15 protein-coding genes, 3 tRNA genes and 1 other RNA gene are annotated in these 19,911 nt (G+C 62.3%); 10 read left to right on the top strand and 9 right to left on the bottom strand.

The window, feature by feature from the left end; all coding sequences use genetic code 11:
* Positions 1-61 precede the first annotated feature (61 nt).
* Both Q7S58_RS09985 and nadB read left to right on the top strand, forming a co-directional pair.
* Positions 62-1,378, top strand: a complete 1,317-nt coding sequence (locus tag Q7S58_RS09985; protein ID WP_304824371.1) for a DUF1329 domain-containing protein — start codon at positions 62-64, stop codon at positions 1,376-1,378.
* 138 nt (positions 1,379-1,516) lie between these two features.
* A complete protein-coding gene (nadB, locus tag Q7S58_RS09980; protein ID WP_304824367.1) occupies positions 1,517-3,142 on the top strand; it encodes an L-aspartate oxidase in 1,626 nt (541 codons plus the stop codon).
* A gap of 373 nt (positions 3,143-3,515) precedes the next feature.
* Here nadB and clpA read toward each other — a convergent pair whose 3' ends face one another.
* Positions 3,516-5,837 carry an ATP-dependent Clp protease ATP-binding subunit ClpA gene (gene clpA, locus Q7S58_RS09975; RefSeq protein ID WP_304824364.1) on the bottom strand — a complete coding sequence of 774 codons (2,322 nt, stop codon included), beginning with the start codon at positions 5,835-5,837 and terminating at the stop codon, positions 3,516-3,518.
* A 45-nt stretch (positions 5,838-5,882) separates the two neighbouring features.
* Positions 5,883-6,266 (bottom strand): ATP-dependent Clp protease adapter ClpS, encoded by a 384-nt coding sequence (gene clpS / locus Q7S58_RS09970; protein ID WP_370655495.1) that lies wholly within the window; start codon positions 6,264-6,266, stop codon positions 5,883-5,885.
* Positions 6,267-6,450: 184 nt separating this feature from the next.
* Here clpS and Q7S58_RS09965 point away from each other — a divergent pair, with 184 nt between their 5' ends.
* Positions 6,451-7,641, top strand: a complete 1,191-nt coding sequence (locus Q7S58_RS09965) for a GNAT family N-acetyltransferase (RefSeq protein WP_304824358.1) — start codon at positions 6,451-6,453, stop codon at positions 7,639-7,641.
* Between the two features lie 15 nt (positions 7,642-7,656).
* Here the strand turns inward: Q7S58_RS09965 and rmuC are convergent, their stop codons facing one another.
* Entirely contained in the window at positions 7,657-8,991 is a 1,335-nt protein-coding gene (gene rmuC, locus Q7S58_RS09960) for a DNA recombination protein RmuC (RefSeq protein ID WP_304824356.1), read from the bottom strand.
* Positions 8,992-9,150: 159 nt separating this feature from the next.
* Between rmuC and Q7S58_RS09955 the strand changes: the two genes are divergently transcribed.
* Positions 9,151-10,395 carry an ArsA-related P-loop ATPase gene (locus Q7S58_RS09955; protein WP_304824353.1) on the top strand — a complete coding sequence of 415 codons (1,245 nt, stop codon included), beginning with the start codon at positions 9,151-9,153 and terminating at the stop codon, positions 10,393-10,395.
* 347 nt (positions 10,396-10,742) lie between these two features.
* Here Q7S58_RS09955 and rnpB read toward each other — a convergent pair.
* The 5 genes from rnpB to Q7S58_RS09930 all read right to left on the bottom strand — a co-directional run bounded on the left by rnpB (position 10,743) and on the right by Q7S58_RS09930 (position 14,692).
* Positions 10,743-11,084, bottom strand: an RNA gene (rnpB, locus tag Q7S58_RS09950) — RNase P RNA component class A.
* A gap of 101 nt (positions 11,085-11,185) precedes the next feature.
* Complete coding sequence (locus tag Q7S58_RS09945) at positions 11,186-11,890, bottom strand: zinc ribbon domain-containing protein (RefSeq protein WP_304824350.1); 705 nt, start codon at positions 11,888-11,890, stop codon at positions 11,186-11,188.
* 87 nt (positions 11,891-11,977) lie between these two features.
* Positions 11,978-12,053: transfer RNA gene (locus tag Q7S58_RS09940), tRNA-Ile, on the bottom strand.
* A 117-nt stretch (positions 12,054-12,170) separates the two neighbouring features.
* Positions 12,171-13,988, bottom strand: coding sequence for a DNA primase (dnaG, locus tag Q7S58_RS09935; RefSeq protein WP_304824347.1), 1,818 nt, complete (start codon positions 13,986-13,988; stop codon positions 12,171-12,173).
* Positions 13,988-14,692 carry a glycerophosphodiester phosphodiesterase family protein gene (locus tag Q7S58_RS09930; RefSeq protein WP_304824344.1) on the bottom strand — a complete coding sequence of 235 codons (705 nt, stop codon included), beginning with the start codon at positions 14,690-14,692 and terminating at the stop codon, positions 13,988-13,990. Before Q7S58_RS09930 ends, dnaG begins: the two co-directional genes overlap by 1 nt.
* Before the next feature lie 311 nt (positions 14,693-15,003).
* On the opposite strand from Q7S58_RS09930, the gene Q7S58_RS09925 reads away from it, so the two are divergent.
* The 5 genes from Q7S58_RS09925 to Q7S58_RS09905 all read left to right on the top strand — a co-directional run bounded on the left by Q7S58_RS09925 (position 15,004) and on the right by Q7S58_RS09905 (position 18,645).
* Positions 15,004-15,894 carry a 50S ribosomal protein L11 methyltransferase gene (locus tag Q7S58_RS09925; RefSeq protein ID WP_304824340.1) on the top strand — a complete coding sequence of 297 codons (891 nt, stop codon included), beginning with the start codon at positions 15,004-15,006 and terminating at the stop codon, positions 15,892-15,894.
* A gap of 20 nt (positions 15,895-15,914) precedes the next feature.
* On the top strand, positions 15,915-16,643 hold the full coding sequence (locus Q7S58_RS09920; protein WP_304824336.1) for a 16S rRNA (uracil(1498)-N(3))-methyltransferase: 729 nt from the start codon (positions 15,915-15,917) through the stop codon (positions 16,641-16,643).
* A 19-nt stretch (positions 16,644-16,662) separates the two neighbouring features.
* Complete coding sequence (gshB, locus tag Q7S58_RS09915; RefSeq protein WP_304824333.1) at positions 16,663-17,622, top strand: glutathione synthase; 960 nt, start codon at positions 16,663-16,665, stop codon at positions 17,620-17,622.
* A gap of 108 nt (positions 17,623-17,730) precedes the next feature.
* Positions 17,731-17,806: transfer RNA gene (locus Q7S58_RS09910), tRNA-Phe, on the top strand.
* A 29-nt stretch (positions 17,807-17,835) separates the two neighbouring features.
* The gene (locus Q7S58_RS09905; protein WP_304824331.1) at positions 17,836-18,645 is read left to right on the top strand and encodes a class I SAM-dependent methyltransferase; all 810 of its coding nucleotides are present in this window, start codon (positions 17,836-17,838) and stop codon (positions 18,643-18,645) included.
* Between the two features lie 164 nt (positions 18,646-18,809).
* On the opposite strand, the gene Q7S58_RS09900 is transcribed toward Q7S58_RS09905, so the two are convergent.
* Complete coding sequence (locus tag Q7S58_RS09900; protein ID WP_304824328.1) at positions 18,810-19,280, bottom strand: universal stress protein; 471 nt, start codon at positions 19,278-19,280, stop codon at positions 18,810-18,812.
* 344 nt (positions 19,281-19,624) lie between these two features.
* Here Q7S58_RS09900 and Q7S58_RS09895 point away from each other — a divergent pair.
* A tRNA-Ser gene (locus Q7S58_RS09895) sits at positions 19,625-19,716 on the top strand.
* Positions 19,717-19,911: the final 195 nt, after the last annotated feature.

Genomic DNA, 19,911 nt, shown 5'->3' with positions numbered 1-19,911 from the left:
GGTGAAAAAATTCCGGGTCCGCAGTTGCGCGGCGTAGGCCGTATCGACGATGCTCCACCGCGTGAGGAATCGAACCTTCACCGTGTACGATGCGCGCGCTCGTGCGTCGAATCGCTTCGCTGCCATGGTTCTGATCGCGTACCTGCTTGCGGTGGCGGGTATCGCCGCGGGCGAGTCGAAACCATCAAGCGAGATTGCCGCGGCGGCAGCGTCTTCATCCGCGCCGCCTGGAACGACGATCGATCGCGGCAACATGAGCAAGTTTGCTTCGCTGATCCCGCCGGCGATGGGCTTCCTGATCGAACACGGCCTGACGGTGGATGTGGTGCCAGCACGGCGCATCGCATGGCCGCGCGCATATCAACAGGCGACGGAGCAGTACTCGGGGCAGGTGCGCCTGGATTCCGAGGATGTGATCCAAAATTACGTCGCCGGGCTGCCCTTCCCGGTTATCGAGCGCGCCGACCCCAAGGCGGCGGTCAAGATCGCGTACAACTGGCATTGGGGCCCATTCATCCCGCCGCAGGTGACGCTGCTTGCGATGCAGAAAACGAGAGCGTGGATAGTTGACGCCGCGCATCCCGGGCAACTGGTCGAAGATGACGCTCATCGCGATGTCCGCAATGAGGGGAGCTGCGAGCAGATCGTGATCGTGCGCTACATGCATACGATGCGGGAGTTGGCCGACTCGCACCATCGCGATTCCCCGGTCGAGTACAAGCAACGCGGCAACTACTGCGGCCCCGAGCCGAACGCCTACATCATGATTCAATACCTCGATCCGGCGCGGAGCAGCGACTCGTGGTATTTCCCGATCGCGGTGAGGCGCTGGCGGCGGATGAAATTGCGGGGCGGCTATCCGCATCAGTCGTGCACCTACGCGTGCGCCCAGTTCTGGTGGGAATACGTGCCGCCCAAGACGGAGGCATACACGTACAAATTGCTCGGCGAGCAGCCGCTGCTGGCGTGCCTGGACGCGAAGGGCGGGCGGGCAGGAATCCAGCGGAATCTGAGCGCGACACGGCTTGGCCACGTCGATTGCGAGGTCAGGCCGGCCTATGTTCTCGAGATGACGCCGCGGGCCGCGCCGGAGAATATCCTTCCCGCCAAATTATATCTCGACAAGGAGACTTACCTTTTCCTGGGCGCGCAGTTCTATCGAGAGGCGACCCCCGACGGTCTGCTGCCGATGTGGAACCGGCAGACTCTGCCCAACGACGAAACCTCGATGGTGCTGGCCGACGACTTCTATGTCACGGGCGATCGGCCGCTGTTTTTTCTTTCTCTGAACATGGAAGAGGAACCGAATGTGCTCGACTCGGACCCGCCGACGAACCACATCTTCAATCCCAAAGCGCAAGGCTACGATCCGCACTAGTTCAAGGTCGAAGAGCCGAATGAGTCAGCGATCCGGTGGGTCGCGCTTGACTGGTTGCGTTCGAGGCGAGTAGCGTCAAAATGACGCAACCAATTTGATCCGCTTCGCGCTCCGCATGCGCCTGATCGAGGCTCCTTGATGGCGAAACAAAATCCGCAACTGTTCAGCGACTTCCTGGTAATCGGCGGCGGAATCGCGGGCCTCACTTTCGCGATCAAGGCGGCGGAATTCGGCACCGTCACGGTGCTGACCAAGGCGGGCAGTTCGGAAGCCAACACCGCGTATGCGCAAGGCGGTATCGCGAGCGTGTGGAGCGTCGATGATTCCTTCGAGTCGCACGTCGAGGACACGCTGCGCGCCGGCGCGGGTCTTTGCGATCGCGCCGCGGTCGAGACCATCGTGCGCGAAGGGCCGGAGACTATTCGCGAGCTGATTCGGCTCGGCACGCGCTTCACCAGGGTCGAGACTGCTGCTACCGACGACACCGAAGTCGAATACGACCTCGGACAGGAGGGCGGGCATAGTCATCGCCGCGTGCTGCATGCGCAGGATCTAACCGGGCGCGAGATCATGCGCGCGCTGACCGAGGCCGCGGCGCGCATCCCGAATATCCGCACGCTCGAGAATCACGTCGCGGTGAATCTGCTGGTCGAGACGCCGGCGGCGGGCAAGCCGGGCGCCTGCTGGGGCGTGTATGCGCTCGATCACGATACGCATGAGATTCGCAAGGTGATTTCGCGCGCCACGATGCTCGCGACCGGCGGCGCCGGCAAAGTCTATCTTTACACCACCAACCCGGATATCGCGTCGGGCGACGGCGTCGCGATGGCATACCGCGCGGGCGCGGCGGTCGCGAATCTGGAGTTCTACCAGTTCCATCCAACCTGCCTGTTTCATCCGGCGGCAAAGTCATTCCTGATCTCAGAGGCGCTGCGCGGCGAGGGCGCGATCCTGAAACTGCCCGACGGCGCCCCGTTCATGAAGCGCTATCATCCCGACGCGGAACTGGCGCCAAGGGACGTCGTCGCGCGCGCAATCGACGCCGAGATGAAGCGCCACGGACTCGAGTACGTGCACCTCGATTTGAGTCATCGCGACGCGGATTTCATCAAGCGCCGCTTCCCGAATATCTTCAAGCGATGCTTGAGCTTTGGCTATGATCTGACCCAGGGCCCAATCCCGGTAGTGCCGGCGGCTCATTATATGTGCGGCGGCGTCGCGACCGATCTCGACGGCCGCACCACGATCCCGCGCCTGTATGCGGCGGGCGAAGTCGCGATGACCGGACTGCACGGCGCGAATCGCCTCGCGTCGAACTCACTGCTCGAAGCGGCGGTGATGGGGCGCCGCGGATGTGCCTCGGCGCGGGAACTGGTCGCGTCGGGCGCGGGCGCGCCGCCGGAATTTCCGGAGTGGGATCCCGGGCGCGCGATTCGCAGCGAAGAACGCGTGATGATCACGCAAAGCTGGGACGAGATTCGGCGCCTGATGTGGAACTACGTCGGAATCGTGCGCAGCGATCGGCGGCTCGAACGCGCGCTACGCAGAATCGAATTGGTGAAGGAAGAAATCCACAGCTACTACTGGGACCATCTGCTCGATGCGGACACGATCGAGTTGCGCAACCTCGCCAAGGTGGCCGAGTTGATCGTGCGCTCCGCGATGAGCCGGCATGAATCGCGCGGCCTGCACTACAATATCGATCACCCTGAGACTGGCGGCCCCGAATGGGTGCATCCGACCGTGCTGCAAAAGCCGCTGTAAAAAAAACTAACCGCAGATTCCGCAGTCCTCCTCCATCATCCCGGAGGCTGCCTTCGAATGCCTCGCCCGCTCCGTTGCGGGAGAGGCGGCCGAGGCGCCTGAGCGACGAGGCGGTGAGGGTGCAGTCGTCGGGTGAACACTAGTCAAGGAATAAGATCCGGGATTCTTCGCTGCGCTCTGAATGACAAACTTTTCTGAAGCGCTCTTTGGGTGGGATCGCTCAGGCGGGGCGAACTGTCGCGCTGCTCGATCGAGATCCACCTCTCCGGCAGCCTTCGCTCGGGATGACGGAACAGTAAGGCCGTCGTCCGCTGCAGAGTCGCGCCGATCTTAATCGGCGTAATCAGCGTAATCTGCGGTTTCGATCTCCCCTCTACGCGACTGACGCGGGTTGCCGCGACGGGTTCGGCTCGTACGCGAAGCTCAACTTGTCTCCGTCGAGATCGACGTTAGCCTTGCCGCCCTTGGTCAGCTTGCCGAACAGCACCTCGTCCGCGAGCACGCGCGAGATCTCGTTTTCGATCAGGCGCCCGAGCGGACGCGCGCCGAAGCGCGGATCGTGACCGTGCTCCGCGAGCCATTTTTTCGCCTCGGCGGTGACGTTCAGCGTGACCTTCTGCTTGTCGAGGCGCTCCTGCAACTCGGCGAGGAACTTATCGACCACGCGCACCATCACGGGCGGACTGAGCGCCGCGAAATCGATCGTCGCCGACAGCCGGTTGCGGAATTCCGGCGCGAACATCCGCTCGATCACGCTCTTCGGATTGCCCTGCCCGAGGCCGCCGTGGAATCCGATCATCGCGCGCGACAATTCCTGCGCGCCCGCATTGGTCGTCATCACGAGGATCACGTTGCGGAAGTCCGCCTTGCGCCCGTTGTTGTCGGTGAGCGTCGCGTGATCCATCACTTGCAGCAGGATGTTGAACAGGTCGGGATGCGCTTTTTCGATCTCGTCGAGCAGCAGGACGCAGTGCGGCGTCTTGTTGATCGCGTCGGTCAAGAGCCCGCCCTGATCGAAGCCGACGTAGCCCGGCGGCGCGCCGATCAGCCGCGACACCGTGTGCCGCTCCATGTACTCGCTCATGTCGAAGCGGATGAACTCGACGCCCATCACTTTGGCGAGTTGCTTCGCGACTTCGGTTTTGCCGACGCCGGTGGGACCGGCGAACAGGAATGCGCCGACCGGCTTGTCCGGATGCGACAGCCCCGAGCGCGCGAGCTTGATCGCGCGAGCGACCGAGTTGATCGCCTCGTCCTGGCCGAACACGGCGAGCTTCATGTCTTCGTCGAGCGTCTGCAGGCGGCCGCGATCGGTCGCGGACACCGTGCGCTCCGGAATTTTCGCCATCCGTGCGACCGTGCGTTCCATGTCGCGAGTGCCGACGGTCACCGGCTCTGTGCTGCCGGCGCTGCGGAGATGCCCCGCGACGCCCGCCTCGTCCATCACGTCGATTGCCTTGTCCGGCAGGAAGCGATCGTTCACATAGCGCGCGGAAAGTTCGACCGCCGCCTTGATCGACGAACTGGTGTAGCGGACGTTGTGATGCTTTTCGTAGTACGACTTGATTCCCGCGAGGATTTGCACCGCCTCGTCCTGCGTCGGCTCGACCACGTCGATCCGCTGGAAGCGCCGCGCGAGCGCCTTGTCCTTGTCGAACGAGCGCTTGTACTCCTGGTAGGTCGTCGATCCGATACATCGCAAGTCGCCCGACGCGAGCGCCGGTTTCAGCAGATTCGAGGCGTCCATGGTGCCGCCCGACGCGGCGCCGGCGCCGACGATCGTGTGAATCTCGTCGATGAAGAGGATTCGCTTGCTGTTGCCAAGCACCGCCTTGATCACGGCCTTCAGGCGTTGCTCGAAGTCGCCGCGAAAGCGCGTGCCCGCGAGCAGCGCGCCCATGTCGAGCGCGTAGATCTCGACGCCTTTCAGCGCGTCGGGCACGTCGCCGTTGTGAATCGCGAGCGCGAGTCCTTCCGCGAGCGCCGTCTTGCCGACGCCGGCTTCGCCGACGAACACCGGATTGTTCTTGCGCCGGCGGAGCAGCACGTGCACGGCGCGCTCGAGTTCCTTCTTGCGCCCGACCAGCGGATCGATTTTGCCTTCGGCGGCGCGCGTGGCGAGATTGATCGCGTAAGTGTTGAGCGCCTTCGACGGAGACATTTTTCGCTCGCCCTCTTCGTCGCCGCCGTCGTGATCGTGGCTGCTTTCGTGCTCGTCGTGCTCGCTCGATTCGTCGTCCTTGTCTTCGGGTTCTTCGGCGGGGAGCTTCGATACGCCGTGCGAGAGATAGTTGATCACGTCGAAGCGCGTGACGCCCTGCTCTTGCAGGAAAAAAATCGCGGGCGATTCAGTCTCGTGGAACATCGCGACCAGCACGTTGCCGCCGGTGATTTCCTGGCGGCCCGCCGATTGCACGTGCAGCGCGGCGCGCTGCAACGCGCGCTGCACGCCGACCGCATAACGCGGCGAGATTTCCTCGCCCTTGGGCATCCGCTCGACCTGGTCGTCAAGGTAATGCCCGAGCTTGCGCCGCAACGCGTCGAGATCGGCGCCGCAGTTTTTCAGAATCGTGGTGCTCGTCACGTCGTGCAGCATCGCGAACAGCAGATGCTCGAGGCAGACGAATTCGTGACGGCGATTGACGGCCTCGGTCATCGCAAGCTGAAGCGTGACCTGTAGTTCGCGGCTAATCATAATGTTGTTGTTCGATGAAGCCATCCAAGATCGGCCGGCCGGCCTCTACTCCTTTTCCATCACGCACTTCAGCGGATACAGCGCCTCGCGCGCGAGTTCCTCCACCGTATGCACTTTGGTTTCCGCGACTTCGTACGGGTAGACGCCCGCGATTCCCATCCCGTTCTGATGCACGTGCAGCATGATCCGGGTAGCCTCGGCGTGTTGTTTGTGAAAAACCGCCTTCAAAATTTCGACCACGAATTCCATCGGCGTGTAGTCGTCGTTGAGCAGGATCACCTTGTACAACGGCGGCTTGGCGGTTTTGGATTTGGTCCGCGTCTTGCGCTCGGTAACAATGTCGCCATTGCCGGAGCGGCCGCCCGCATCGTCGCCATCGCCGTCGGTGCTGCGAGCACTGATGATGTTCTTCAATAGGTAATCGATCATCTCATCATTCGAGGGCACGCTCCCCCCGCCTCAACAGAATAGCAAATCCGCGGAGTTGAGGTGAGTATTGTGGCAAATTTTTGCGGCGTTGCGCGAGTCCGTATTTCTGCGCGACGCCGACCTTGTTAATCTGAATCGTCGTGTATGATTTCGATGAGCGATCGAACCGAGGGACCAACACTAAATGAATGATTCCGCGCCGCGCGTCGAAGCGGGCATCGTCGAGGGCATCGACAAAATTCCGCGCGACGCGTGGGACGGCCTGCTCGCGCCCGACGATTCGCCGTTCGTCGAATGGGACTGGCTGAACGCGATGGAGCAATCCGGCTCGGCGACGCGCAAAACCGGCTGGGCGCCCTATCATCTGGTCGTCCGCGAAGGGCCGAAGAAGCGCATCGTCGCAGCCTGCCCGCTCTATTTGAAGACGCACAGCATGGGCGAGTTCGTGTTCGATCACGGCTGGGCCGACGCCGCCGATCGATCGGGCATTCGCTACTTCCCGAAAATGATGGTCGGCGTGCCGTTCACGCCGCATACTGGCCGGCGATTTCTGACTGCGCCGGGCAGCGACCGCGCCGGCCTGGTGAAATTGATCGGGCTCGCGCTCGCGTCGATCTGCGAGGACAACAAGCTCTCGTCGGTGCATATCAATTTTTGCGAGCCGGACGAATCGGCGGCGCTCGAACCGATCGGATTCATGGAGCGGCTCGGCTACCAATATCACTGGCACAACACGAACTTCGCGACCTTCGACGATTACCTGAACCGGCTGAAGCACAAGCGCCGCACCGCGGTGCGTCACGAGCGCAACGCGATGATCGAGCAGGGCGTCGAGATTCGCGTGCTCGCGGGCGAGGAAATTCCCGATCGCACTTTCGCGCAGATGTACGCGATCTACTGCTCGACAATCGAAAAGCTCTACTGGGGGCGGCAGTATCTCACCGAGAAATTTTTCGGCATCATCCGCGAGCGCTTCAAACGCAACATGGTGTTCATCGGCGCGTACGACGGCCGCGAACTGATCGCAGGCGCGGTGAATCTCGCGAAGGCGAACGTGATGTACGGGCGCTACTGGGGATGCTTCCGCGACGTCAGATTTCTTCACTTCAACGTGTGCTACTACGCGGGAATCGAGCACGCGATCGCGCGCGGCATTCAGCGCTACGAGCCGGGCGCCGGCGGCGAATACAAATGGCTCCGCGGTTTCGATCCGGCGCTCACGCGCAGCACGCATTACATCGCGCATCCGGGATTGCGCAACGCGATCGGATCGTTTCTGAAACGCGAACGCGCCGAAGTCGAGCGATGGATCGTCGCCGGCAATGAGCGCAGTCAGCTAAAACCGCCACCGCCGTCGGACCAGGAAACCGAATAGACGCTAGGCGCACGCCTAGTCGTCGTGGCGCTCGGTCTCCGGCAGCGCTGTCAAGGTCAACTGGCGCGGGACGTTATCGACCGGATTCAGTTCAGGTATATCCTTATTGCCGCCAACGCCGAGTTCCTTGAACCGGCGCGCCGCGGGAAGAACCATTCGTTCCAGTGAACCGACGGCCTTGTTGTACGAGCCGACAGCTTTGTTGAGATCGCCACCAATATCTTCGATGTGTTCTGCCATGGTGCTCACGCGTTCATACAAATCTTTGCCAAGCTCGGCGATGCGTTGCGCGTTCTCCGCGAGCTGTTCCTGACGCCATCCGTAGGCCACCGCCTTAAGTACGGCGATCAGGGTCGTCGGCGAGGCGAGCACGACCTTCTTCAAGGCAGCGTCCTCGATTAACGCAGGATCCTGTTGCAGCGCGGCGCTGAAGAACATCTCGCCCGGCAGGAACAGAACGACGAATTCCGGCGTCGGCTTCAGCGCCTCCTGGTACGATTTCGAGCTAAGCTGGTCAACGTGCTTGCGGATCTGCGCAGCGTGCTCCTTGAGCTTAACCCTGCGTGCCTCGTCGTCCGCCACCTCCAGTGCTTCCAGGTAAGCTTTGAGCGGTACCTTCGAATCGACCACCACAATCTTTCCACCGGGCAGGCGCACAACCATATCGGGGCGCAGCCGCCCGTCATCTGTCGTGACGCTTTCCTGCTCAAAGAAGTCGCAATGATCGGTCATACCGGCGATCTCCGCCACGTTGCGAAGCTGAACTTCGCCCCACCGGCCTCGGACCACAGGCGTCTTGAGAGCGTCCACCAACCTGCCCGTCTGTGCGCCGAGCGATTCAAGCTGAGACTTGATATTCCCCTGCGATTCGCTCCGGTCCTTCTCGATTCTGCGCAGTTCGCCGTCGAGCTTGGTCAGCGACTCACGTGCCGGCTTCACGAGTTCATCGATCGACTTTTGCCGCGCTTCGAAATCCTTCCCCGCCGTTTCGCGCTCGGCGCGGAATTTCTCGTCCGCGCGCTTGATAAAATCGTCCGATGTGGTACGCAGCGCATCGGCCGCAAGTGACTTGAACGTATCGGTCAGTCTCTTTTCTGCGTCATCGAGCAGCGCGCGTTCCTGCTCAATTCTCTCTTTTGCGTTTTTGAGCTCTGTGTCTGCTGTGACTTTTTCTGACTGCGCTATCGCCAATTTGTCGCGCAGTTCGGTGAGAGCCTTAGCAAGTTCTTCGCGCTGGGCGCGTTCCTGCACCGCCGTTGCGATCGCGCCGGCGGCGTTTGCGCGCGCAAAGAGCCATCCGATCAGCGCTCCAATCGCCACTCCGGCAATCAATGCAGCAATCCATTCCATCCTGATTTCCCCGCGCGAAAATCCTATGCCCTCGGCGCAGCATCGTCTAATCGATACGTCCGATCGAGATGCAATTTGTATCAGCCGGTCGCGACAACCGTTGGCGCAAGACTTCGCGGCGCGGCTCCTGCTATCGTGCACGATCGTTCGGAGCCGCATTTGAAAGACCTGCTCACCAGGGGATCGATCCCGATACTGCTCGGCACCGGCGGCGTCGGTAAGACGACGGTCGCGGCGGCGCTCGGAATTGCGGGCGCGTCGGCCAATCTGAGCACCGCGCTGATCACCGTCGATCCGTCGCGGCGGCTCCGCGACGCCTTGGGTCTTGCGCGCCTCGGCGGGCATCCGACTCGAATCGGCGAACGGCAACTGCGCGCCGCGGGCCTCAGCAATACGCTCCAGCTATCGGCGATGATGCTCGACGTGAAGGGCGCGTGGGACGCGATCGTCGAGCGCTTCGTCACGGACCCGGCGCGGCTGGCCAGGATTCTCGAAAATCCGTTCTACCAAAGCCTGACGGCGGAATTTGCGGGATCGGAGGCATTCGCGGCGCTGCAACAGCTCTACGATCTGCATCAGACCGCGGCCTTCGAACTAGAGATCGTCGATACGCCGCCCGCTTCGCACGCTTTCGAATTTCTGCAGACCCCGGCGCGGATGATCCGGCTGCTCGATTCGCGCACCGCGCGATGGCTTTTCACGCCGTCGCTGTCGGCATCGCGCATCGCGATTCGCCTCGCCAGCGAGGCCGCGCGGTTCGTGGTCCGCGAGCTCGAGCGATTCGCGGGCAGCACGGTGCTCTCGACCATTACGGATTTTTTTGCCGCGATGGCCGACAGCATCGACGGCATCGTCGATCGTTTGCGCAAGACCGAAGCGTTGCTGCATTCGCCAGTCGTGCGATTCGTGCTGGTGACGACGGCCGAGGCGGATCGATTGCGCCAGGCGCGCGAGCTGATCGCCGAGATGCGCGCTGAGAAGCTCACGCTGTCGGCGATCGTGATCAATCGCTTCCTCGACGAGCGCACCTGGTCGGCGGTCGCGAATTCGAGCGGCGATCCGCTGGGCCATCTGGCAGAGGTTGCGGAGTTGCGATCGAACGTTCGTGACGGAGTCGTTAAGCGCGGCGGCGTCTTCCGCCTGATCGACTATTTCGAGAATTATCGGCGTCGCACGCTCGACGAGATCGAGCGCGTCGCGAGCTTTGCGCGCGATCTGCCGGCTGGAATCACGCTCGCGATCGCGCCGGAAATCGAGACGGGCGTGGGCGATCTGGCGGCGTTGTCGCGAATCGCAGAGTTTATGACCTCGGGCACCGCGATTCTGAAACCGCTCGAGCATGCTGCGGCGAAACTGCGCGCACGCGCGCGCGCCGCGGCGACGCATCACGCCCCGCGCCACTGAGATTGAGAGCCAGAGCGCAGCGACCAGATTGCAGGGCGGTGAAATCCACCTGGCGATGTTGAGCCGCTAGACGTATTTGAATTGTTCGACGGAGGACGTTCGTGTCATCCCGAGTGAGCCTTGCGACGAGGGAACCCGGATTCGGGATTTCTCGCTGCGCTCGAAATGACACGAACCTGCGCGATTGCATTACGATCGCAATCACCAAGCGCCAATTGCGGGCGCGATGCCGAATGGCGCGCGATGCCATCCGCGAACAGTCCCGCAATGTCGCAACCACCAATCGTCCATTGCGGCCGCGAAGCCGGATCGTGCTCGATTCCAGTCCGCGAACAGCCCCTGAAAGAAGCCGGAGTGAGTCTGTAAGCCGGGTTCTGTACCCTTGCGGGCAGCGATCATTCCTCTAAGGCCGGCGATTGCTCGCCGGCTCATGCGACCATACCCGAGGGCTCAAGAGCGGGCCGCTCACCCTCCTATTTGGTCTTGCTCCGGGTGGGGTTTAGCATGCGCGCGCGATTACTCGCGCGCCGGTGGGCTCTTACCCCGCCATTTCACCCTTACCCTCGCGGGCGGTGTATTTTCTGTGCCACTTTCCGCGGATCGCTCCGCGCCGCCGTTAACGGCCACCCTGCCCTATGGAGCCCGGACTTTCCTCTTCCATTTAAGGAAGCGACCGCCCGACTCACTCCGGCGCCTCGACTGTAGCACGACGACGCGCGATTGCCCGACATCATCGCGCCCGAGATCGAGATCGCCGATGCGCCCCTAGCCCCAGGGGAAGCGGAGAACGTCAGCCCTCGTAGTACAGGACGCGCTGGCAGTTCGGGCAAAAGTGAATCTGCAGATGCTTCTGGATCTCGTTGTATAGCTGCGGCGGCAGACGCATCCGGCATCCCTGGCAAGTCCCGCCCTTGGCCAGCGCGACTGCAACGCCCGCGCGGCGGTTGAAGATCATCTTGTAGCGCGAGAGCAGATTCGGTTCGACCGCGGCGGCGACTTGCTCGCGCGATCGATTGTGCTTCTCGATCGACGCCTTCAGTTGTTCGACTTCCGCCGCGATTTCTTTTTCGGCCTTGGCGAGTTCGGCGCGTCCCTTGGCGATCGCCTGGGTCAGCTCCTTGATTTTCGCGGTCCGCTCGTCGGCGCCTTCGAGTGTCGCCAGCAGTTCCGCTTCGATTCGCTGATTGGTGTCCTTCAGCGTTTCGATTTCATGCGACAGCGCCTGCAGTTCCTTTTCGTTGCGAATCAGCGTCAGCCGCATCCGCTTGTTGCGGATTCGAACTTCGCCTTCGGCCAGCTCGCGCTCGGCCTTTTTTCGCGATGCGATTATCTCGGCGTCCTGTTCGGTCAGCCGGTCAAGCTCTTGCTGGTTGCCCTCCAACTGTTCGCGAAGCAGAACCACCTGCCCTGCAATCGACGACAGCGATTCTTCGAGTTCCTTCAATTGCCGGTCGATGGTCTGCAGTTCCATCAGCCGGTTTATCTCTTCACGCAATTCGACCTCCACTGTGTTGTGCGCATCGCGTTCAAGGTTTTTATTTTCATGTTTGAGCGGCGCGGTTTTGTCGCGCTGGTATTAAGATGGGCCCACCAGGATTTGAACCTGGGACCAGCCGGTTATGAGCCGGCAGCTCTAAACCTGGCTGAGCTATGGGCCCGTCAAAGCGCATCTATCTTTATGATCTTAGCAATTTCGCCGCGCGGAATTAAGGGCTGAAATGCGGGCGCGCGTTCAAGTTGTTTGCGCCAATCGAGGTTTGTGCTTTCGATCACAATCATGCGCCGCGCCGCTGTCGCCGAAGCGTGATCACCGCTTGCGCCGCCGCCGCGGCTTCATCGGGATCGGAATGATGACGAGCTTTCTCGACCGCGCTGCGGCGCAGCGAATCGACTTCGCGCAGGTTATGCCGCCGTTCGAGCGCCGTGATGTAATCCTTGGCCAGCGCACGCGCTTTCTCGAGGTCGTTCGAATCCTCTTCGACGTCGTCAGTGAGCGGGCCGACCGCAAGCGCGCTCAGCCTGCTCTGATCCTCGGGCGTCAATCGATCCGCAATCCATTGCTCGAGCGCGGTATGCGTCTCGTCAGTGCCGCACAGATCGGCAAGCACGGATGCGAGGCGCTCATTCTCGAAAATTGCCGCTACGTTCGACGCCGCGATTTCCGTGCGCAGTTCTGGCCGCAGCAACGCCAGCGCGACCAGCCCGATTTCAGCTTTCGCGCCCGCGTCGCCCGAGGAGGCGGCGATCCGCTCGGCCGGCATCTGCGCCGAACGCGGCCGTCCCGCGCGAGATACGGTTTCTCGCGATTGCTTGCGCAACACCTCCTCGCCGATACCGACCAGGTCGGCGGCTTTCCGCGCTAGCAGATCGAATTGAAATGGATCGTGGACCAGTTTCAGCGTCTCGGCGATTCGCGCCGCCGCTCGCGCGCGCGCATCGATCGAGCCGCGCGCCTCTTCCGCCTGCTCGCTCAAAAAGTAATCGATCAGCAATCCCGCGTTGTCGGCCAGTTCAGCAAACGCTTCCGCGCCGCGTTCGCGAACGAACGTGTCGGGATCGTAGCCGGGCGGAATGAAGATGCCGCGGCCCAGCAATCCAGCCTGCAGAAAAATCTCGAGCGCGCGCATCGAGGCCTTGCGTCCAGCCGTATCGCCGTCGAAACACGCGATCACATTTTTCGTGTAGCGGCTCAGCACCCGCAGTTGCTCGACCGTCAGCGCCGTGCCGCAGCCCGCGACTGCCTCCTTGAAGCCCGCTTGCCAGAGCGCGATCACGTCGAAGTAGCCCTCGACCAGAATTGCGCGATCCTTGCCGACGGACGTCGACGTCGATGCGCTCGACGAGATCGCCTGGCGCGCTTCGCAGAGTCCGTAAAGCGTGCGCGTCTTCGAGTAGAGCGGCGACTCGGGCGAGTTGATGTACTTAGGCATCCGCGCGTCGAGCACGCGTCCGCCGAACGCGATCGTTTGCCCCTGCGCGTCGCGAATCGGGAACATCACGCGCGCGCGAAACATGTCGTACACGTCCGACGCATCGCGCTTCAGCAGGCCGGTCTTGAGGCCCGCGTCGCGAAGCCCCCGCTTCTCCAGCGCTTTAGCGAGTTCGGCGGGACGGCCCGGCGCAAATCCAATCATGAAAGCGCGCGCCGTTTCGGAAGCGATCCCGCGCGACTTCAGATAATCGCGTGCGAGCGCCCCATGCGTCGTGTTCCACAGCACGTGCGCGTAAAAATCCGCCGCGACCTGATTGGCCTGGCGCATCGTCTCGCGCTCGCCCGACTTAGGCCCCGCTTCATCGCGCTCCGGCAGCGCGACTCCGTATTTTTTCGCGAACGACCTGACCGCCTCGGGAAAATTCAGGCCCTCGACCCGCATGATGAAATTAAAAACGCTGCCGCCCGCGCCGCAGCCGAAGCAATGAAAAAATCCGCGCTCGGCATTGACCGAAAACGACGGTGTCTTTTCATTGTGGAAAGGACAGAGCCCGACGAAATTGCGCCCCGCCCGACGGAGCCGCACGTGCGCGCCGACAATCTCCACGATATCCGCGCGAGTGCGGACTTCTTCGATTTTGTCGTCGCCGAAACGTCCCATCAGCCGCCGAGCACCTGCCGCAACCGCTCCGGATAGTTCGTCATGATACCGTCAACGCCGGATGCAATCAGCGCGCGCATCCGCGAGTCCGAATCGACGGTCCAGGTGAACACCTTCAGCCCGCGCGTATGCGCCGCCTCGCACAAATCGGCGTTGACCATGTCCCAGCGCGGATTGATCGCGTACGCGCGCATCGCGATCGCCGCCGCAATCAGCTCGACCGGCTTTTCCTCCGCGAGCAGCCCGATTCGAATTTTGAAATTGATCTGTTGAATGTTTTTCAGTGAATCCCACTCGAAGCTCGACACGATACTGTCCGCGAAGGCGTTGCGCGCGTTCATTATTTGTGCGACCTGCGCCTCGACGCCGCCCGCCTTCAGCTCGATATTGAGGCCGCATCGGCCAGCCGTCACGTCGAACACTTCGTCGAGCGTCGGGATGCGCTCGCCGCGATGCGCTCCTTCCTGGAATCGCGCGCCCGCATCGAGCCGCTGCAATTCATCGAGCGTCATCGCCGCAACCGCGCCCCGCCCCTCCGTCGTCCGCTCGACCGTGTCGTCGTGAATCACCACCACCTTGCGATCGCGCGTAAGCTGAACGTCGAGTTCGCACATGTCGGCGCCCGCGTCGATCGCGGCGCGAAGACTGCCTAGCGTATTTTCAGGAAAGGTACCGCTGGCCCCGCGATGGGCGATGTTAAGCACAGCCCGCCTCGCCACCATCTGCACATCGAGCGTAAATAATGCACCAAGCTTACGCGGTCAGTCGCGCCACGCGCAAACCCACCTCACTCAATTCTCAACAGCGCTCAATTCTCAGCGCCGCCGTCCAAAATACCTCGCCCGCTTTTGGCGGGATTGTACTGTGGCACAGGCTTCAGCCTGTGGATGCGAACGGCGCGGGTGAGGGTGCAGAACGACCCGAACTCGTGCACAACCAAGCCCCGGCAAACTCTCACGAAGCGCCCGTCTCGAAACGCGCCCTCTCTGATGCCAAAGTCGTCACGACGACAAAAATGCCGCCATCACCCAAACAATCGTACTCGAAAGTCACCTTCCACACGCCGGCGAATCTCGCCGACGAAGCCGCCGGGATGCTCGTCGCGAGCGGCGCGCTCGGATGCAGCCTCGCGGGGATGGCGAAGCCGCACGCGCGAGCGCCTAAAACCGTCGCGCTCGAGGCCTGGTTCGATCGAATCACGCCGCGCGAACTGTCGCGCTTGCAAATCATGCTGGCCGGCGCCGGAATGCTCGCCCCCGACTCGCGCATCGAAGCGCCGCGGCGAATCGTCGATCCCGGCTGGTCCACGATGTGGATGAAGCGCTTCGGACCGTTCCGCGTCGGACGCCGATTCCTGATCGCGCCGCCGTGGCATCGCGAGAGCCAACCCTCGCGCGTGACGATCGTGATCGAGCCAGCCCAGGCCTTCGGTACCGGCCATCATCCGACCACCGCCGGCGCGCTGCGCGCGCTCGAAAACATCGCGGCGTCGCGCAAGCCGAATTCGGTGCTCGACGCGGGAACCGGTTCGGGCGTGCTCGCGATCGCGATGGCGCTGACCGGCATCCGCGATATCGTCGCGATTGATATCGACCCGATCGCCATCGAAAATGCCGTCGTGAACGCGCGCCTCAACAACGTCGAAAAGTCGATTCGCTTTTCCTCGATTCCCGTCACTTCGATCAGGCGCCGCTTCGATCTGATCGTCGCCAACATCCTGAGCCACACGCTGATCGAACTCGCGCCTCATCTGAAGCGCATCCTCGCGCCGAACGGCCGCCTCGTCCTCGGCGGCTTCCTCGCCGATGAAACCGGCGCATTGCTAACTCACTATCGCCCGCTCCGATGCGTCAGCCGCAAGACGCATCGCGGATGGACGACGCTGGTGATGGCGAAGCCGCAGTGACGGAGAGGCGCAGCCGCAAAATGGATAGTTTGCCGCCGCGTTTTTCGATTCTCTCGCCGCCCGACGCGCGCGACGTGGCGATCGTCGAAGGCGCGGAACTGCATCACATGCGCGACGTGATGCGCCTTCACGCCGGCGACGAAGTCGCGCTGCTCGATCGCGACGGACGCGAGCACTTGGGCGTAATCGATCGCTACGATCGCTCGCAGGCGTTCGTCCGCATCACGGCGTCGAGGTCGCCGCTCGCGACCCGCTTGATCCTCGCCGCCGCGATTATCAAGGGTCCGCGGATGGACCTCGTCGTCGAGAAGGCCGCCGAACTCGGCGCGAGCGAGCTATGGCCCACCGTCTGCGCGCACGGACTCGTGAAATCGCCCGGCGTCGAGCGGCTCGCCCGATGGCGCCGGCTGGCGCTCGCTGCGGCCAAGCAGAGTCTCACGCCGCGTCCGATGGAAGTCCGCACGCCGATCGCGTTCGCCGACTTGATTCGCAGCGTGCCAGCAGACACCCTCGCGATAATTTGCGAGCGCGGATGCGAGCCGCTCGGCGAGGTGATTCGTCGCCTCGCGCCGCGTGCGATACTGATCGCGACTGGGCCGGAAGGCGATTTCGATCCCGGCGAGCGCGCGGCGGCGCACGCGGCCGGATTCGTTGCGGCAGGACTCGGGTCGAATCGGCTCCGCAGCGAGACCGCCGCGATCGCGGCGCTGAGTATCGCGGCGAATGCGATCGATCTCGCGGCGCGCTGAACACAGGAGGCATCGAGCAGTGGCGTACAAATTCGCGTTCGTGATGGATCCGCTGGAAAAAGTCCTGGTCGACAAGGACACCACTTTCGTCTTCATGCTCGAGGCGCTCGGCCGCGGCCATCAGATTTATTTTCTCGGGCTGCGCGATTTGTACGCGCGCGGACCGCAGGCGTTCGCACACGCCCGCCGATGCGAAGTGACGCGCGCGAATCCGCATTTTCGTTTCCTCGACGACGGCGGCGATTATCCGCTCGAGCATTTCGACGCGGTTTTCATGCGCAAGGATCCGCCCGCCGACGCGCCGTATCTGTACGCCACGATGCTGCTCAGCCTCGCCGACATCCGCCGCACCTTTGTCTTGAACAAGCCCTCCGGTCTCCGCGAGGCGAACGAAAAACTCTACGCACTAAATTTCCCCGACGCGATTCCGCCGACGCTCGTCACCTACGAAGTGCCGATTCTGAAAAAGTTCCTGAGCGAGCAAGGCGGCGAGATGATCGTCAAGCCGCTCGACGGACACGGCGGCGCGGGCGTGTTCCTCGTCGGCCAAAAGGACCGCAACCTCGGCGCGATTCTCGAATCGGTCACGCAATACGAAACGCAGCCGATCATGGCGCAGCGCTACATCCCGGAAATCCGCAACGGCGACAAGCGCCTCATCGTGCTCAACGGCGAGCCGCTCGGATGCATGCTGCGCGTGCCGCGCGAAGACGAGCATCGCGGCAATATCCACGTCGGCGGCACCTGCGTGAAGGCGCCGGTGACCGAGCGCGATCGCGCGATCTGCCGGATGCTCAAGCCGCGCCTCGAACGCGACGGGCTGTACTTCGTCGGCCTCGACATCATCGGCGATTACCTGACCGAGGTGAACGTGACGAGCCCGACCGGCGTCCAAGAGATCGATCGCCTCGACCACGCCAATCTCGAAGCGACGGTGATCGATTTCGTCGAATCCCGGGTCGCCACCCTGATGCGCTGACGCCCCGCAATCCGTTGCAAGCGGCTTCGATCATCTGTACGAATGATGGTTCCGCACGATCGATTTGCGCCGCGCAACAATCGTGCGCCGTCAGCAAGCCGCCGCGGTGGGCAGGTAGCTCAGTCGGTAGAGCAAAGGACTGAAAATCCTTGTGTCGACAGTTCGATTCTGTCCCTGCCCACCACCACCAATCCCGCTGCGGTGCTTGCCTCGATGCCTGAAATGAAATTCGACGCCTTCATCGCGCGATGCCGCCGCGAATGGCCTGAGTTCTCCGATCCTTCCCGCCTCGCGCGCTCGCTCCATCCCGCCGACCGCTCGCTCGAATCGCTCCTCAGCCGAATCCCCGGGATGGCGACCGAGAACAAGCTCAAGCTCCTCAACTGCGCCGTCGCCGCGCTCGCCGACGACGAAGTTTACGTCGAAGTCGGATGCTACCAAGGCGCAAGCATCGTCGGCGCCGCGACCGGCAATCCGCGCGCGCGCATCTTTGCCTGCGACAATTTCTCGCAGTTCGACGGCGCCGCGGAAGCGCTCCGCCGCACCCTCGACGCGCACACCGCGCCCGGCCAAGTCACCTTCTGCGACATGGACTTCCACGATTTCATGCGCGCCGCGCCGTGGCGTCCAGCCCGCATCGGCGCGTACTTCTACGACGGCGGCCATTCGTTTCGCGATCAGTACGAGGGCGTCGCGCTCGCGCTGCCGCATCTCGCCGACGACGCGCTCGTCATCATCGACGACACCAACAAGCGCGAGGCTCGCAGCGCGAACAATCTGATCGCGCGCGCGATCCCCGGCTTCGAACTGATCCTCGATCTGCGCACTGGGCGCAATCACTCGCCGACATGGTGGAACGGCGTGCAGGTTTTCCGCTACCGGCGCTCGCCCACAGATTCGTCGGTGCGATTCCCCACCCCCGGCTTTGCGATCCGCAAGCTCATCTACGACGATTTCCTGCTCGCGCGGAAGCATCGCCGCCGCGCGCGCCGTGCGATGCGCAAATCGCGCCGCCCGAAATAGCTAATGGATTAGCTATTTGACGTATCGAAAAAGTTTATAGCTATTAAGATTAGCTAATAGCTATTCTATTTTACTGCCTCTTTTCCGTCCTCGCTCTCTCTGCCGCTAGCAAAATTCACCCGGCGCTTCGCCAACGGGACCGGGCTCTAGACGGGAGTCTCCCCTCAAGCCTGCTGCTTTTTCGCTGGGCGGCTCGGCGCTGATTTCGGCGCTGGCCCTTTCGGTTTGACCGTGAGCACCGGGCACGGCGCTTCTCGGACGACATATTCGGCCACGCTTCCGAGAACGAGACGACGGAGTCCCTTCCGGCCATGGGTTGCCATCACGATCAGATCGGCGCCCAATCGTTTCGCTGCTTGCAGAACCTCGACGCCCGGATCGCCCATCATGACTTCGATTTCGTAGCGGGCTTTACCCTTTACTTTTTGGCGCGCCAGCCGCTCGAGCCTGGTGCGCGCGGCGGCCTCCATCTTGCCGAACGGTAGCGCCACCTCGGGTCCGGGAGGTATCGCCACTACATGAAGCAGATAGAGATTTGCTTTGCGCTCCTGCGCCAGTTCGGCGGCGAGTCGAAGCGCCAGAAGCGAGCTCTCGTCGAAGTCAACCGGGCAGAGAATTTTCTTGAATTGCGCCATCTGGTCTCTCTTTGAACAGTGGATCACGCGGATTCGGCTAAACTACCGCAAACCCACGCGTCTCCGATAAGTCTCATCACCTATACAGTAGACGGCGCAAGCTTGGGACCTTCAGAAGTCCATTGCGATCAGGTGGAGGATGCTTGCATGGTCACTGACTGTCACGGCGCGCGGGCTGCTAGTGCGCAAGGCGAAATAGCCTGGGCGGAAGCGAGACTGAAGGTTCTTAAGAAAAGAGCATCTCGATGGGCCTGGTCGGAAATGCGAATCGAACAAGGACAATAATTGGATATCGCGGGGCTGGAATCCCGGCGACAAACGCGTAAGTTATTGATTTCTCAAGCGGAGAGGTGGCCGAGTGGTCGAAGGCACCAGATTGCTAATCTGGCGTACTGGGTAACCGGTACCGAGGGTTCGAATCCCTCCCTCTCCGCCACCGAGTCCTTCTCCCCTTACGGTTTGGCCACAAGGTATCGAAATCTGCGCTTCTGCGGCCAATTTCGCGCAGCTCGTGGCAGCGGAGATTGCGGCAAATCGTCGATTCCGCCAATTTGCCGTCCATCGTCTCTGCCGCGATCAGATTCGGTGCCAGGACGAAAAATCTTGTGGAGGTCCCCTGGTTCGTAGTGGC

The sequence above is a fragment of the Candidatus Binatus sp. genome (genome assembly GCF_030646925.1).
GTDB lineage: Bacteria > Desulfobacterota > Binatia > Binatales > Binataceae > Binatus.
This window is presented reverse-complemented; position numbering and strand designations above follow the sequence as displayed.

Bases quoted from the DNA above. Each gene is read 5' to 3' on its own strand.
- nadB (WP_304824367.1), top strand. From the start codon at position 1,517: ATGGCGAAACAAAATCCGCAACTGTTCAGCGACTTCCTGGTAATCGGC.
- clpA (WP_304824364.1), bottom strand. From the start codon at position 5,837: ATGATTAGCCGCGAACTACAGGTCACGCTTCAGCTTGCGATGACCGAG.
- clpS (WP_370655495.1), bottom strand. From the start codon at position 6,266: ATGATCGATTACCTATTGAAGAACATCATCAGTGCTCGCAGCACCGAC.
- Q7S58_RS09965 (WP_304824358.1), top strand. From the start codon at position 6,451: ATGAATGATTCCGCGCCGCGCGTCGAAGCGGGCATCGTCGAGGGCATC.
- rmuC (WP_304824356.1), bottom strand. From the start codon at position 8,991: ATGGAATGGATTGCTGCATTGATTGCCGGAGTGGCGATTGGAGCGCTG.
- dnaG (WP_304824347.1), bottom strand. From the start codon at position 13,988: ATGGGACGTTTCGGCGACGACAAAATCGAAGAAGTCCGCACTCGCGCG.
- Q7S58_RS09925 (WP_304824340.1), top strand. From the start codon at position 15,004: ATGCCGCCATCACCCAAACAATCGTACTCGAAAGTCACCTTCCACACG.
- Q7S58_RS09920 (WP_304824336.1), top strand. From the start codon at position 15,915: ATGGATAGTTTGCCGCCGCGTTTTTCGATTCTCTCGCCGCCCGACGCG.
- Q7S58_RS09905 (WP_304824331.1), top strand. From the start codon at position 17,836: ATGCCTGAAATGAAATTCGACGCCTTCATCGCGCGATGCCGCCGCGAA.
- Q7S58_RS09900 (WP_304824328.1), bottom strand. From the start codon at position 19,280: ATGGCGCAATTCAAGAAAATTCTCTGCCCGGTTGACTTCGACGAGAGC.